Raw genomic sequence first — 14,335 nt, 5'->3', positions numbered from 1 at the left:
TAGAGGATGATTAGTAGTTTTCGAAATTTTGCAAAAACTAAATTTGCCGGCTTATTAGTTTTTATTATAATTATTCCATTTGTATTTTGGGGAATGGGAGGAATGTTTAGCAGCGGAAATACCAACACTGTTGCAAAAATAAATAACAATAATATTTCAACACAAGATTTTATAGATTATTTAAATAAATCAGGAATACCTGAAAAAACAATAAAAGAAAATTTAGACAAAAATATTATTGAAGAACTACTATCAGGTCTTGTATCAACAACATTGCTTGATTTAGAAATTAAAGATTTTAATCTTATAGTTAGTGAACTAACTCTACTTAAAAAAATAAAAGAAAATAAAAATTTTCACGATGAAAATGGAAATTTTGAGAGAATAAAGTACGAGAAATTTTTACTTGAAAATAATTTATCAGCCCCAAGCTTTGAACAAAGATTGCGTAGTAGAGAACTACAAAAAAATTTATTTGATTATATTGGTGCTGGAACAACTTCACCACAATTTTTAATTAAAAAACTTTATGAAGAAGAAAATAAAAAACTTGAAATAGATTTTCTAGATTTAAAAGATTTTTATATAAGAAAAGAAGAAATTACAGATGTTGAATTAAAAAATTTTATAAATGAAAATAAAGATCAATTAAAAGTAGAATATGTTGATTTTAGTTATGCAGTAATAAACCCTAAAAATTTAATTGGAGTTGATGATTTTAATCAATCTTTCTTTGATAAAATTGACCAAATAGAAATTGATATATCTAATGAAGTAGATTTTGAGTCAATTGTATCAAATTTAAACATATCACCTGTAATTATCAAAGATTTTAAATTTTCAGTTAATAAAAATGAAATAGAGAAAAAAATTTATGAATTAAGAAATAATAAATTTGATATTTTTGAAAATAAAAATGACTTCATAATCTATAATATAAATAATATTTCTGAAAGAGAGCCAGATTTAAATGATAAACAGATAAAAGAAGAAGTTCTTACTTTGGTTTTGCAAAAAAATAAATTTGATTACAATAAAAATCTATTAGATAAAATCACAAGTAAACAATTTAATAGTGATGATTTTTTCAAAATGAGCAAAGGAAGGATTCAAACAACAAAATTAAATTCAATTAAAGATAATAAGAAATTTGAAATCAATGCAGTTCAAGTTTTATATAGTTTACCAATTAATTCATTCACCTTGATAAATGATGAAGAAAACAATATTTATTTAGCAAAAGTGAAAAAATTTGAAGAGATTGTTATAGATTATAACAGTGAAAAATTTCAGCAATATGTTGATAAACATGGATCAAATAATAAAAACACTTTATTAAAATCTTATGATTTATTTTTGAATACTAAATATAATGTCACTTTAAATCAAAAGACAATTGAACGTGTTAAAAATTTCTTTCAATGATAACTAATCGAAGCTTTAAAGAGTTCAAGTTTCGACATAGAAACAAGGAAAATCAAATTATCTATACATCTAAAAAAGTAAAAAATGATAAAGAGGTTTTAAATTTAATAGATAATTTTTTGGAAGAAAAAAATAGTTTTATATTTGAATCTGTTGAAAAAGGAAAAATTAAAGGTAGATACACAATATTTGGAAAAAATCCTGACAAGATTTGGGAATTCAATAATAATAACTCTTATATTGTTAAAAAAAATAAAAAGATTAGATTAAAAGATAAGCCTGAAAACTTAATTGAAAAAATTATAGAAGATTTCAATTTTAAAACCCCTAAAAATTTACCAAAAATATGCTCATTAATTTCAGGTTATTTTTCTTATGATTCAATTAGATATATAGAAAAAATTCCAAATAATTGTAAAAACGATCTTCAGTTACCAGATGTTAGACTTTTGAGGCCAAGAACTTTGGTAATTCATGATAATCTAAAGAAAGAGATATTTTATATTTGTAATATTTTTAAAGATGAGAAAATCAATAATTATCAAAAGAAATATAATGATATTCAATCTGATCTTTTTAGATTATCAATTCAATCAACAATACCAAAGATTGATTTAAGAAAAAATAAAAATTTAAATACGATAAAAGTTAAATCCAATACATCAAAAAATAAATTTTTATCAATGGTCAATAAAGCAAAGAAATATATAAAGTTAGGTGATATATTTCAGGTAGTTTTAAGTCAAAGATTTGAAGCAAAGTTAACAAAAAAACCAATTGATATTTATAAAAAACTAAGAGTCACCAACCCTTCTCCTTTTATGTTTTTTTTTAATTTTAATGACTTTCAAATAATTGGTGCAAGTCCAGAAATATTAGTAAGACTAAGGGATAATAAAATTACAGTAAGACCAATAGCTGGAACAAGACCAAGAGGTAAAACTGTAAAAGAAGATCTTTATTTTGAAAAAGACTTACTCAAAGATAAAAAAGAGCTATCTGAACATTTAATGTTATTAGATTTAGGACGAAATGATGCCGGAAAGGTCTCAAAAATAAATACTGTAAAAGTGACAGAAAGCTTTATAATTGAGAGATATTCTCATGTGATGCACATAGTTTCTAATGTCGTTGGACAATATAATAAAAAATTTTCTAAATTTAAATCACTACTAGCCGGTTTTCCTGCAGGAACAGTCTCTGGGGCTCCAAAAATTAGAGCTATGGAAATAATAGATGAATTAGAAACAACAAAAAGAAAAGTTTATGCAGGTGGTATAGGTTATTTTTCAGCAAATGGGGAATTTGATACTTGTATAGCTCTAAGAACAGCTGTAGCTAAAAAAGATAAATTTTATGTTCAAGCTGGAGCTGGTATTGTTGCAGATAGCAAACCTATAAAAGAATACGAAGAGACAGTAAATAAAGCAAAAGCTTTAATTAATGCGCTGAAATGAAAAAAATAGTTTTAATTGATAATTACGACAGTTTTACTTTTAATCTTTATCATTACCTGTCCTCATTAAAGATAAATGTAGATGTAATTAGAAATGATAAAATTACTACAAATGAAATCTTAAAAAGTAACTATAATAAAATTGTAATCTCGCCTGGTCCAGGTAATCCTAATCAATCAGGTAATTGTCTTAAAATTGTAAAATCTTTATATAAAAAAATACCAATTCTCGGTGTTTGTTTAGGTCATCAAATAATTGGTCAGGTATTTGGTTCAAAAATTATTCAGGCAAAAAAACTGATGCACGGTAAAACTAGTAAAATAATATCAAAAAAAACTGGTATATTAAAAAATCTTCCAAAAATCTTTGAAGCAACTCGTTATCACAGCCTAATTATTGATAAAAAATCATTATCTGAAAATCTGGAAATTACAGCTGAAACAAAAGATGGTTTAATAATGGGTGTAAAACACAAAAAATACCATGTTCATGGAGTGCAATTTCATCCTGAAAGTATTAAAACTAAATTAGGTATTAAAATTTTAAAAAATTTTATTAAAATTTAAGATTAATGAAAGAATTCATAGAAAAAATTAAGAATAAAGAAAATTTATCTTTTAATGAAAGCAAAGGAGCTTTTGAATTATTAATGGAAGGTAAAGCAGAAGATCAAGAAATATTTGATTTTTTAACATTTTTATCAGCTAAGGGTGAAGCATCAGATGAAATAGCTGGTGGTGTTTATGTTCTTAGAGATAAATCAAAAAGAGTAAATGTAGAAAATTGTATAGACACATGTGGTACAGGTGGAGATGGCATGAATACACTAAATATATCTACAGCATCTGCATTATTACTTGCAAGCATGGGTGTTAAGGTAGCAAAACATGGGAATAAAGCTGTATCTTCTAAATGTGGATCAGGTGATGTTTTAGAAGCTCTAAATATTAAAATTAATTTAGACCCAAAGGATATCGAAGCTCAAATAAACAAAAATAATTTTGGTTTTATGTTTGCACCTAATTACCATAGTGCAATGAGATTTGTTGGTCCAACTAGAAAAAAAATTGGTAAAAGAACTATATTTAATTTGATTGGACCATTAAGCAGTCCCGCCCTTGTAAAAAGACAAGTAGTTGGTGTTTTTGATAAAAAACTATTAAAAATATTTGCAAATGCTTTAAATAATTTAGATATTAAATTTGCATGGATTGTAAATAGTGAGGATGGCTTAGATGAAATTTCACCTTATGCCAAAACAAATATCATCCAATTAAAAAATAAAGAAATTACTGAATTTGTTATTGACCCTAAAGAATTAAATGTAAATGCAGATAAATTTGAAAATCTTATCGGTGATGATGCAAAATTTAATGCAGATAAAATGATTGATATATTTAAAGGTCAAGATAATGATTTTTCTAAAGCTGTTTGTTTAAATGCTGCAGCAGGATTAATAGTTAATGAAACTTATCAGAATTTTAGTGATGCTTATAAAAATGCAAGAGAACATATTTTATCAAATAGAGTTATTAACCATTTAGAAAAAATTCAAAATGCCTGAAAATGTTCTTGAAAAAATTATTAAAAAAAAAAGTGAAAAATTAGAAAATTTAAAAAAAAATATTTCGCAAGACTCATTAGATAAATTAATTGATACAAATAAAACATTTATTAATTTTAAAGAAAAAATCGAAAATAATTTAAAAGAAAGTAAATTTTCAATTATTGCTGAAATTAAAAAAGCCAGTCCTTCTGCGGGTATAATTATTAAAGATTATGATCCTGTTCAAATAGCTAGCACATATAATAAGAATAGAGCTACTTGTTTATCAGTTTTAACTGAAGAAGATTTTTTTTTAGGAAACCTGTTACATATTAGTAAGATTAAACAAAAAATTAATTTACCAATTCTATGTAAAGATTTTTTTGTAGATAAATTTCAAGTACCTTTAGCAAAAAGTTATGGGGCTGATGCTGTTTTGATTATTTTAGCTGGTGTTAGTGAAAGCCTCGCAAATGATTTGTATGAAGAGGCATTAAGATTTAATATGTCTGTTATTGTCGAGGTGCACACCGTTGAAGAAGCTAAACAAGCTCTTAAATTTAAAGAAGCTTTGATTGGAATAAATAATAGAAATTTAAAAACTTTAAAAACTGATATAAATACAACTTTTGATATTCATGATGTTTTAGTTGATCACCCTGGTCCATTAATTTCTGAGAGTGGAATTAAGACAAAAGAAGAGTTGTTGGATCTCTCAAACAAGACATCTATTAAAACTTTTTTAATTGGTGAATCACTTTTGAAGGATCTTGACAATAATTCTATTTTTTCTGTTCTATAGTCGAATAATCCCCTATTTTATTGCCTTTTTTTACTATTGTGAATTGTAGAGAACTTTTGTAGAACAGATTTTGTACGATATTTGTTCTTATGTTAACAAAAAAACAAAAAAACCTACTTTTATTTATCAACAAAAAGTTGAGAAGCTCTGGCGTATCTCCTTCTTACGAAGAAATGAAAGAATCATTAAATCTAAAATCTAAGTCAGGAATTCATAGATTAATAAGTGCTTTAGAAGAAAGGGGATTTATCAAAAGACTTGCTCATAAAGCAAGAGCATTAGAAGTGATTAAATTACCAGAAACAGCTTCAGCAAATGATATTTATAATAGTTTTTCACCTAGTGTTATCAAAGGTGGTTTGGATGAGGAAAAACCAACGTCTGATGATGTTGAGGTTCCAGTTTTGGGAAAAATAGCTGCTGGAACACCTGTAGAAGCTATTCAAAATGAAGTTTCAAGAATTCCTTTACCGAGTAACTTAGAAAAAAATGGTGATTATTTTGGTCTTAAAGTGCAGGGAGATTCAATGATTGAAGCTGGTATTAACGAAGGTGATACTGTTATTATTAAAAGAACTGATACAGCAGATAATGGAAAAATAGTTGTTGCATTAATTGATGAGCATGAAGCTATGCTTAAAAGAATTAGAAAAAAAGGTAAAGTTGTAGCACTTGAAAGTGCTAATAAAAACTACGAAACTAAAATTTTTGGCCCAGATAGAGTTAAAGTACAGGGCGTTTTAGTATCTTTATATAGAAACTTCTAGTAAAATAGTCTAAACATTTTTAATGAAAAAAGTAGCAACAAGATTTGCTCCATCTCCTACTGGACCTTTGCATATTGGTGGGGTTAGAACAGCTTTATTTAATTGGCTATATTCTAAAAACCAAAAAGGTGATTTTTATTTAAGAGTAGAAGATACAGATAAAGAAAGATCAAAAGAAGAATATAAAGAACAAATAATTAAATCTCTAAAATGGATTGGTATAAATTATGATGGAGAAGAATATATACAATCGAAAAAAATTGAAGATCACATAAAAGTTGCAAATGAATTACTCAAAAATGGTCATGCATATAAATGTTATTGTTCAAGTGATGAAATAGAAGAACAAAAGAAAAGAGCAAGACAAAAAAAGATTCCTTATATCTATGATAGAAAATGGAGAAACAAAAAAGAAACAGAAGCTCCAAAAGGTATCAAACCAGTCATAAGATTTAAAAGTAAAATAGATGGTACTTCTATATTGAAAGATCTAGTTCAAGGAGATGTTGAAATTGATAATAATACTATTGAAGATTTTATTATTTTAAGAAATGATGGAACTCCAACATATAACTTGTCAGCTTCAGTTGATGATCATCAAATGAATATGACTCATATAATTAGAGGTGATGATCATAAGATAAATACTTTTAAACAAATACAAATTTATCAAGCTATGAATTGGGAATTACCTTCATTTGCTCACATACCTTTAATTCATACAATTGAAGGAAAAAAACTATCCAAGAGAGATAAAGCTTCTACATTAGATGATTATTCAAAGATTGGTATTATGCCTGATGCTCTTAGAAATTATCTTTTAAGACTAGGATGGTCTTTTAAAGATAAAGAAATATTTAACTTAAATGAAAGTATTAAATATTTTAATCTAGATGGGATTGGTAAATCTCCTTCTAAGTTAGATATGAGTAGAATTCTATCGATGAATGAACACTATATTAAAAATATTGATGAAAGTGATTTATTTGATCAATTAGTTGAATACTGTAAATTATATAAAAATGAAATTAAGTCAGATAAAAAAAACAAGATCAAAAAATCTCTAACCTTCTTAAAAAATAAGGCTAAAACTTTAGAAGATATATTTAATAATGGTAAATATATTGTGGCAGATGAAATTGATTTTAATAAAGAAGATATTAAGTTAATTGATGATAAAGCCAAAAAAGTCATTTCTGATTTTACCACTAAATTTAATACAGTAGATAAGCTTAGTAAGGAGACTTTGGAACCGATAATAAACGAGCTTATTAAATCTAATGATACTAATTTTAAAGGTGTTGGACAGCCTTTGAGAATAGCTTTAACTGGTTCTAAATTTGGACCAGGTATTTATGATATAATTATATCTTTAGGCAAAGAAGAAGTTAATAAAAGGTTAGCTAATAAGATACTTGCTTAAAATTGAAGCAGCTTCTGCAGAAGATGAAGTTTTTGATCTAATGCCTTCTAAAGTTTTTTTACAATCATCTAACTGTTTTTTCATATAATCAGGATTTTTAAGAAAAAACACAACAGATTTATAAATTTCTTGAGCATTACACTCTCCTTGTAATAATTCAGGTATTACTTCTCGGTTATTAATAATATTTATAATATTTGCATATTTTACATTTACCAATAATTTAAAAATCATAAAATTGATAAAGCTCAACTTATATACAATAATTGACGGTACATTCGCATTACACACTTGCAATGAAGCTGTTCCTGATTTGCAAACGGCAAAAATTGAATTAGATAAAATTTGAGATTTAATATTTTCATCAGAGACAATATCAATATTTTTTAGATCAGCAGTCTCAAAATGATTCATAATTATTTTTTTATTTTCATCAGTAGAGTGAAATACATAAAAATAATTAGGATCTTTATTATTCATCAATTTGATAAATTTCAATTGAATAGGTAAAAGAACATTTATTTCAGATTTTCTACTTCCAGGAAAAATTGAGATAATCTTTTTATCTCTTGTAATGATATTAGTTAGATCAGTTTTAACTTTTTGATCTTTTTCAATTAAAGGATGACCTACAAATGTGTTTTTTATATTTTCATCATCAAAATATTTTTTTTCAAAATTAAAAAGTAAAAGTATATGGTCAATAAATTTTTTAATTTTTTTAACTCTATTTTTTCGCCAAATCCAAACTTGTGGAGCAACATAATGAATAGTTTTTATATTTTTATTTAGTTTTTTTACTTTTTCTGCAACTCTTAACGTAAAATCAGGACTGTCTACACTGAAAAGTACATCTGGATTAAATTTTATAATTTCATCCACAGTAAAATCTATTTTTTTTTTAATTTTAAAAATATTTAATAAAACAGTAGTAAATCCTAAATAAGTAATATCTTTAAGATCAAAAATAGATCTAATACCTAAACTTTTTAGATATGATCCGCCAACAGACAAATATTCTATATTAGTATTCTCTTTTTTTAATTTTGAAATAACTGATGTTGCTAATCTATCTCCAGAAGCCTCGCCTGTTAATATAAATATTTTTTTCATATAACTTTAATAAATATCTTATTCTTGTTAGCGAAATTTATGCATTTTTTTCTATCTAGAAAAATATTTTTTTTTGATTTAAGAACTATTCCTTTTAAACCATACTTTTTACAATCCTTTAAGGTTCTCAATCCAATGGTTGGTAAATCCATCCTTAAATCTTGTTTTTTTTTTGGAAATTTAATTAAAATTGAACCTGTTTTCTTTTTTAATTTATTAAGCATCATTTTTGTTCCTTTGCTACTTTCTTTGGAGATGATTTTTTCATCCTTTACTATTAAAGCTTGTATATGATCAAGACTATTTGATTTATTAAAATAACTAACACCTTTTTTAATTGTTTTTAGATCAAAAATACTTGGCTTTGATCTAGTAAGATTTCCTTTTTTTGCTGCTAATTCAGGGTTATACGAAATTGAGCTTATAACTTGAATATGTTCGTCATTTAATATTTTTATTATAGATTTAATAATTGCAGCATCTCCCAATTTTGCAGCCCTAATAACGCTGGGCATATAGTAAATACCTTTTAAATCTAATCTTAAGGTAGAGAATTTTGGTTTTGCTATTTTTCCTGCAAATAATACTTTTTTTGATTTTTTTTCTTTTATTAAATCTATTATTTTTCCAAATTTACCGATACTTATTCTGTAAGAATTTTTCTCTTTTTTGAATTTATTATTTTTAGAAAAATCAATAATAAAAAACTTTTTCTTAAGTTTTTTAACTTTTTTCAATACTATACTTGAAAAATCAGTATCTCCTAAAAATAACCCTATCATTCTACTTCGAAAAAGGGGTGCAAATTGGTCTTTTTTTATCTTTTTCTAAAAAATTCACCACATCTTTTACTAAATCATTTTTTTTTAAATCACTATTCAAATTTTTTAAATTTTCTGTCAAATTTTCATTTTTAAATATTTCTTTGTATGCGTCAGTTAAAATCATAATTTCTTTATTTGGAATATTTTTTCTTCTTAAACCTATTAAATTAAGTCCTTGTAGAATGCTTCTATTTCCATGAACCATCGCATAAGGAATTATGTCTCTCACTACTCCACACATTCCACCAATCATTGCTGATTTACCTACACGGGTAAATTGTTGTACGGCAGAATTTCCACCAATAATTACATTTTCTTCAATATGAGCATGACCACCAAGAGGTACATTATTTGCTAAAATTACATTATCTTCAACTAAACAGTCATGAGCTATATGCGACGAGACCATAAACAAACAATTGTTACCAACTTTTGTTAGTCCACCTCCTCCTTTTGTTCCTGAGTTTATGGTAACATATTCTCTAATTTTGTTATTGTCTCCTATTTCTAATTTTGTCTCCTCTCCAGAAAATTTTAAGTCTTGGGGATCATTACCTATAGATGCAAAAGGATATATGTTATTTTTACTCCCTATTTTAGTATTTCCAACTATACTTACATGGGATTGAACAATTGTATTGTCACCTATTTCTACTTTTGGACCAATTATTGAATAAGCTCCTATTTCAACACTAGGTGATATTTTTGCCTTTGGGTCTACAATAGCAGTTTTATGTATCATTATTTATTATCTCTTAAAAATTCTCTAATATTTTTAGCTGGATAACCCATTACTTTTACATTATCGGGTATATTTTTTATAACACCACTACCACCAGCAATTTCAACATTATTTCCTATTTTGAGATGCCCAGATATACCAGCTTGACCACCTATTTTTACATTATTTCCAATTGTTGAGCTCCCTGCAATTCCAACTTGACCAGCTATAATAGTATTGTCACCAATTTTAACATTATGAGCAATATGAATTTGATTATCTAAAAAAGTATTTTTGCCTATTTCAGTATTTGACATTGATCCTCTATCAATAGTAGCTCCACAGCCAATTTCACTATTTTCATTAATTATAACTATCCCTATATGAGGATATCTAATATTTTTTTCAGAAATTGGAAAAAAACCAAATCCCTTTTTTCCTATAACGCAATTATCTAAGATAGAAACATTATCTTTTATAATTGAATTTCTAATTATTGTATTTGAACCAATTTTACAATTATTTCCAATCTGAACATTTTTTTCAATAATTGAATTATGTCCAATTAGACAATTGCTACCAATTTTAACATTTTGCCCTACAAGTACATTTTTACCAGCATTTATTCTTTTTGCAAATTCAGATTTATTAATTTCGATTACAGTATTGTCATATTCATCTTCAATAGAATTAGGGTAAAACTTTTGAGTTACAATAGAGGTGGAAACTAAAACATTTTTAACAATAATTGGTTTACAATTTTTTGGTAAATAGTCTTTTAAATTTTCAGTAGTAAGACAATAAGATGCTTTGGTTTTATTTGCTATTTCTTGATATTTCTTAGAATGAAAAAAAGTAATACTTTTTTTATCTGCACTAAAAAGATCTTTAATATTTTCAATCTTATCATTTTCTCCAATATTTGAATTAATATTCAAAATTTGAAGAATTTCATTTACATTGTATGGACCACTATTAATTAAAAAAGGATTAGACATGATTGCTTTTACCAAAGCAAATCTTCATATGTTATCAAAAATTATTGCTAATTATTTCTTGTCTACTATTGTGGCAGACCATATTGCATCAGCCATTTTTTTTTCATCTACGAAAGCTTCACCCTTATACTTCCAAACACGTCCATGAGATCTAATTGCTTCTATTTTTAAAATTAACTTACAATCAGGTATAACTGGATTTCTAAATCTTGCTTTTTCTACCCCCATTAAAAAAACAAGTTTATTTTCATAAGTAGATTTATCTAATCCGTGTGCTGTCAAGGCTGCAGCAGCTTGCCCAAAAGATTCTACAATTAAAACTCCTGGCATTACTGGCTGACCAGGAAAATGACCATCAACAAAAAAGCTATCTTTTTTTACATTTACAACAGCCGTAGCGGAAAATAGTTTTTTTATGTCATATAATTCGTCAATAAGTAACATTGGTTCTCTATGTGGTAACAATTCAATTATTTGTTTTTTATTTAATGTAGTGCTCATTTTATTTTTGAGTCTATAAGTTTTATTATTTCATTCGTAATATCTTTTTTTTTGCTTGCAACAAATATATTTTTTCTATCTAGAACTATTTCAATATTTCTTTCACTTACATAGCTTTGGATTATTGGAGTAATTTTTTTAAAAAAATTATTAAATTCATCTATCTTTTTTTTATTAAAATCATTTATAACCATTTGCCGCTCATTTTGAAAAATTGCAATCTCTTTTCTAAATTCAACTAGTTTTTTTTTTAATTCCTCTTGAGACAAAATATTTTTTTGTTTATTTATGTCATCTTCAATTTTTTTTAATTCTTTTTCTTTTTTTTCAAATTTAGATAGTGCTATTTTTTTTGATTTTTCAAGGTTACTTATAATTAGTTTTCCAGCTTTTGTATTACTTACAACATAATCAAGATCTATATAAACAATTTTTTCTTCGCTTTGAGCAGAAGATATATTTATAAACAACACTATAAAAATAGTAATTAGTTTATTTGAAAAACTCATTAAAAAGTTGTTCCTATATTAAATCTAAATGTTTCTTCTATGTCGGTCGGTTCTTTTGTAATTGGGTGAGCTAATGAAAAAGTTAGAGGACCAACAGGTGTCAGCCAATCTAAACCTATTCCTACAGAACTTCTGACACCACTTTTATCAAGTGAACTATCGTAGTCTACGCCCCAAATATTGGCAACATCTGCAAAAGCAACAATATCCACAGTTTGTAAATTTTCTAAAAACATTGGAATTGTTGTAGTGGCATTAATTGATGTTAAAAAATTACCACCAATAAAATCACTACCATCTTTAGGACCAACTTTACCTGGCTCAAAACCTCTTAGTCTGTTTCCAGGTATATATAATCGTTCTGATAATTTTATATCATCACCACTTATAGAATTGGATGATCTTAACAATATTGAAAAGGTTGAAACATTATTTTCATATAATTCTTTAAAAATTTTGAAATCATATGCATTTCTTAATGTGTTAGTATCACTAATAATTGGTAAATCTAATCCGTAATTACTAAAGAAACCATCAGTTGTTTGGAATTTTTGATTTCTTTTATCATAAAAAAAATCTAATCCAATAAAACTATCAAAATAATTACCTGCTTGTTTTTTTTGTCTTGCAGAGGCTGAACTATCGGTTGTAATTTCTTCAATAGAGTTTTTAGTGGCTAGTCCAAATCTTAAGTCATCTAAATATTCAAACTTAGTACCTAAATCAAAACCTATAACATTTGATTTATAGCCAGATGTAGACAATTGATCGACAGCTGAGGATTGTATTGTTAAATCAAGGCTTTTGTCTGAATTTTTATAGTTTGGATTAGAGATTAATAATTTTCCTTTCACCCTTGTTTCAGATAAACTTAAATTACTGTCGACCAAAACACCTCTTCCTAAATAATTATTCTCTTTAATTCCAAAAGAAATATTTGAACCAGTTGTACCAGTTCCTACACCGGCAAAAATTTCACCAGTAGCTTTTTCTGTAACTGTAAAGTTGATTATTTTTGAATTAAACTTAATTCCATCTATAACTTCACCTTCAACTTCTTCAAAAAAATTTAATGATTTAATGTTATTTACAGATTTTAAATATAAAATTTGGTTAAATGGATCACCTTCATCTATTTCGATTTGATTTCTAATTACTGATTCCCGTGTAATGTTATTTCCGTAAATATTAATTTTTTCAATAAAAATTTTTTCAGTTTCTTCAATCTTAAAAGTGATATTAATTTTATTTGATACTACATTTTCATTTACTGAGGCTTTTATAGACTCATACTGTTCGTTAATTGTAATTACTTCAATTTGTTCCAATATATTTTCTACTCTATTTAAAGAGTATGGTTCATTTTCTAGTTTACTAAAAAACTTTTCTATACTTTCATAATTTGATTTTGAAAAATCAGTTGGCAAGTCTAATTCTAATTTACCAAAATAAATTTTTGGATTTGCATCAATATTAAAAATTAATTCAAATTCCTGATTTTCTAATATTTTTGCATATGATGAATTTATTTGCACATTATAAAAACCTTTATTTAAATAAAAATTTCTTAATAATCTTTCGTCATATTTAATCATTGCTTCATTCAGAAATTTTTTACCTGATAAAAATTTCCAACTTTTGTATTCTTCACTTAAAATTATATTTTTAAGTTTTTTATCTTTAAAAATTTTATTTCCAATAAATGAAATCTTTTTAATTTTAGCTTTATCACCTAATAAAATATTATAAGTTAAATTGACTTTGTTATCCTGAAGTTCTTCTATAGAAATATCAATTTCAGAAAAATAATAACCTAATTCTTTTAAAAATTTTGCAATTTTATCTTGATCATTTTTTAAGATTATTTCATTAAATGAAGATCTAGACTTTAAAATTGCATTTTTTTTTAAATCAGACAACATTGTATCTGATTTTATTCCATTATATTCAATATTTTGAATAATTGGATTTTCTTTTACAGTAATTTGAAGAATATTATTTTCTAATTTAACATTAACTAGTTCAAAGAAGTTTGAATTATATAAATTTTTCAATATACGATTTAAATCATTTTCATTTAAATCATCCTTTGTTGATACTTCAGAAAACATTTTAATAGTTTCTGATGAAATACGATCATTACCTTTAACTTCTATTTTATTAACAATTTCTGCATTTAAAATTGTATTAAATGAAAAAAATAAAATAATAAATAAGATCTTTATTTTAAATATTTTATTAAACATAAC

At 25.5% G+C, this 14,335-nt stretch carries 14 protein-coding genes; 7 read left to right on the top strand and 7 right to left on the bottom strand.

The window, feature by feature from the left end; all coding sequences use genetic code 11:
• The first annotated feature begins 6 nt into the window (after window positions 1–6).
• From ACTTAV_RS04110 to gltX, 7 genes are all read left to right on the top strand, one after another.
• Entirely contained in the window at window positions 7–1,425 is a 1,419-nt protein-coding gene (locus ACTTAV_RS04110) for a SurA N-terminal domain-containing protein (RefSeq protein ID WP_440670409.1), read from the top strand.
• Complete coding sequence (gene trpE, locus ACTTAV_RS04105) at window positions 1,422–2,882, top strand: anthranilate synthase component I (RefSeq protein WP_440670407.1); 1,461 nt, start codon at window positions 1,422–1,424, stop codon at window positions 2,880–2,882. The genes ACTTAV_RS04110 and trpE overlap by 4 nt, the downstream gene beginning before the upstream one ends.
• Entirely contained in the window at window positions 2,879–3,448 is a 570-nt protein-coding gene (locus ACTTAV_RS04100; RefSeq protein ID WP_440670406.1) for an anthranilate synthase component II, read from the top strand. The genes trpE and ACTTAV_RS04100 overlap by 4 nt, the downstream gene beginning before the upstream one ends.
• Window positions 3,449–3,453: 5 nt before the next feature.
• Window positions 3,454–4,446 (top strand): anthranilate phosphoribosyltransferase, encoded by a 993-nt coding sequence (gene trpD, locus ACTTAV_RS04095; RefSeq protein WP_440670405.1) that lies wholly within the window; start codon window positions 3,454–3,456, stop codon window positions 4,444–4,446.
• Window positions 4,439–5,230, top strand: a complete 792-nt coding sequence (locus ACTTAV_RS04090) for an indole-3-glycerol phosphate synthase TrpC (protein WP_440670404.1) — start codon at window positions 4,439–4,441, stop codon at window positions 5,228–5,230. The genes trpD and ACTTAV_RS04090 overlap by 8 nt, the downstream gene beginning before the upstream one ends.
• 89 nt (window positions 5,231–5,319) lie before the next feature.
• On the top strand, window positions 5,320–5,997 hold the full coding sequence (lexA, locus tag ACTTAV_RS04085) for a transcriptional repressor LexA (protein ID WP_440670403.1): 678 nt from the start codon (window positions 5,320–5,322) through the stop codon (window positions 5,995–5,997).
• A 22-nt stretch (window positions 5,998–6,019) separates the two neighbouring features.
• Complete coding sequence (gene gltX / locus ACTTAV_RS04080) at window positions 6,020–7,420, top strand: glutamate--tRNA ligase (protein WP_440670402.1); 1,401 nt, start codon at window positions 6,020–6,022, stop codon at window positions 7,418–7,420.
• Here gltX and lpxB read toward each other — a convergent pair.
• From lpxB to bamA, 7 genes are read right to left on the bottom strand one after another with little or no spacing between them, the layout of a single operon-like run.
• Window positions 7,397–8,533, bottom strand: coding sequence for a lipid-A-disaccharide synthase (lpxB, locus tag ACTTAV_RS04075; protein WP_440670400.1), 1,137 nt, complete (start codon window positions 8,531–8,533; stop codon window positions 7,397–7,399). The genes gltX and lpxB overlap by 24 nt on opposite strands.
• Complete coding sequence (gene lpxI, locus ACTTAV_RS04070; protein ID WP_440670398.1) at window positions 8,530–9,315, bottom strand: UDP-2,3-diacylglucosamine diphosphatase LpxI domain-containing protein; 786 nt, start codon at window positions 9,313–9,315, stop codon at window positions 8,530–8,532. Before lpxI ends, lpxB begins: the two co-directional genes overlap by 4 nt.
• A gap of 1 nt (window position 9,316) precedes the next feature.
• Complete coding sequence (lpxA, locus tag ACTTAV_RS04065; RefSeq protein WP_440670396.1) at window positions 9,317–10,099, bottom strand: acyl-ACP--UDP-N-acetylglucosamine O-acyltransferase; 783 nt, start codon at window positions 10,097–10,099, stop codon at window positions 9,317–9,319.
• Window positions 10,099–11,076 (bottom strand): UDP-3-O-(3-hydroxymyristoyl)glucosamine N-acyltransferase, encoded by a 978-nt coding sequence (gene lpxD, locus ACTTAV_RS04060; RefSeq protein ID WP_440670394.1) that lies wholly within the window; start codon window positions 11,074–11,076, stop codon window positions 10,099–10,101. The genes lpxA and lpxD overlap by 1 nt, the downstream gene beginning before the upstream one ends.
• Before the next feature lie 51 nt (window positions 11,077–11,127).
• The gene (fabZ, locus tag ACTTAV_RS04055) at window positions 11,128–11,577 is read right to left on the bottom strand and encodes a 3-hydroxyacyl-ACP dehydratase FabZ (protein ID WP_440670392.1); all 450 of its coding nucleotides are present in this window, start codon (window positions 11,575–11,577) and stop codon (window positions 11,128–11,130) included.
• Window positions 11,574–12,086, bottom strand: coding sequence for an OmpH family outer membrane protein (locus ACTTAV_RS04050; protein ID WP_440670390.1), 513 nt, complete (start codon window positions 12,084–12,086; stop codon window positions 11,574–11,576). Before ACTTAV_RS04050 ends, fabZ begins: the two co-directional genes overlap by 4 nt.
• The gene (gene bamA, locus ACTTAV_RS04045) at window positions 12,086–14,332 is read right to left on the bottom strand and encodes an outer membrane protein assembly factor BamA (RefSeq protein WP_440670388.1); all 2,247 of its coding nucleotides are present in this window, start codon (window positions 14,330–14,332) and stop codon (window positions 12,086–12,088) included. The genes ACTTAV_RS04050 and bamA overlap by 1 nt, the downstream gene beginning before the upstream one ends.
• Window positions 14,333–14,335: the final 3 nt, after the last annotated feature.

This window comes from Candidatus Pelagibacter sp. HIMB1483 (genome assembly GCF_052048135.1).
Taxonomy (GTDB): domain Bacteria; phylum Pseudomonadota; class Alphaproteobacteria; order Pelagibacterales; family Pelagibacteraceae; genus Pelagibacter.
This window is presented reverse-complemented; position numbering and strand designations above follow the sequence as displayed.

Bases quoted from the DNA above. Each gene is read 5' to 3' on its own strand.
- trpD (WP_440670405.1), top strand. From the start codon at position 3,454: ATGAAAGAATTCATAGAAAAAATTAAGAATAAAGAAAATTTATCTTTT.
- ACTTAV_RS04050 (WP_440670390.1), bottom strand. From the start codon at position 12,086: ATGAGTTTTTCAAATAAACTAATTACTATTTTTATAGTGTTGTTTATA.
- lpxI (WP_440670398.1), bottom strand. From the start codon at position 9,315: ATGATAGGGTTATTTTTAGGAGATACTGATTTTTCAAGTATAGTATTG.
- bamA (WP_440670388.1), bottom strand. From the start codon at position 14,332: ATGTTTAATAAAATATTTAAAATAAAGATCTTATTTATTATTTTATTT.
- lpxD (WP_440670394.1), bottom strand. From the start codon at position 11,076: ATGTCTAATCCTTTTTTAATTAATAGTGGTCCATACAATGTAAATGAA.
- trpE (WP_440670407.1), top strand. From the start codon at position 1,422: ATGATAACTAATCGAAGCTTTAAAGAGTTCAAGTTTCGACATAGAAAC.
- ACTTAV_RS04110 (WP_440670409.1), top strand. From the start codon at position 7: ATGATTAGTAGTTTTCGAAATTTTGCAAAAACTAAATTTGCCGGCTTA.
- gltX (WP_440670402.1), top strand. From the start codon at position 6,020: ATGAAAAAAGTAGCAACAAGATTTGCTCCATCTCCTACTGGACCTTTG.
- ACTTAV_RS04100 (WP_440670406.1), top strand. From the start codon at position 2,879: ATGAAAAAAATAGTTTTAATTGATAATTACGACAGTTTTACTTTTAAT.
- ACTTAV_RS04090 (WP_440670404.1), top strand. From the start codon at position 4,439: ATGCCTGAAAATGTTCTTGAAAAAATTATTAAAAAAAAAAGTGAAAAA.
- lpxA (WP_440670396.1), bottom strand. From the start codon at position 10,099: ATGATACATAAAACTGCTATTGTAGACCCAAAGGCAAAAATATCACCT.
- lexA (WP_440670403.1), top strand. From the start codon at position 5,320: ATGTTAACAAAAAAACAAAAAAACCTACTTTTATTTATCAACAAAAAG.
- fabZ (WP_440670392.1), bottom strand. From the start codon at position 11,577: ATGAGCACTACATTAAATAAAAAACAAATAATTGAATTGTTACCACAT.
- lpxB (WP_440670400.1), bottom strand. From the start codon at position 8,533: ATGAAAAAAATATTTATATTAACAGGCGAGGCTTCTGGAGATAGATTA.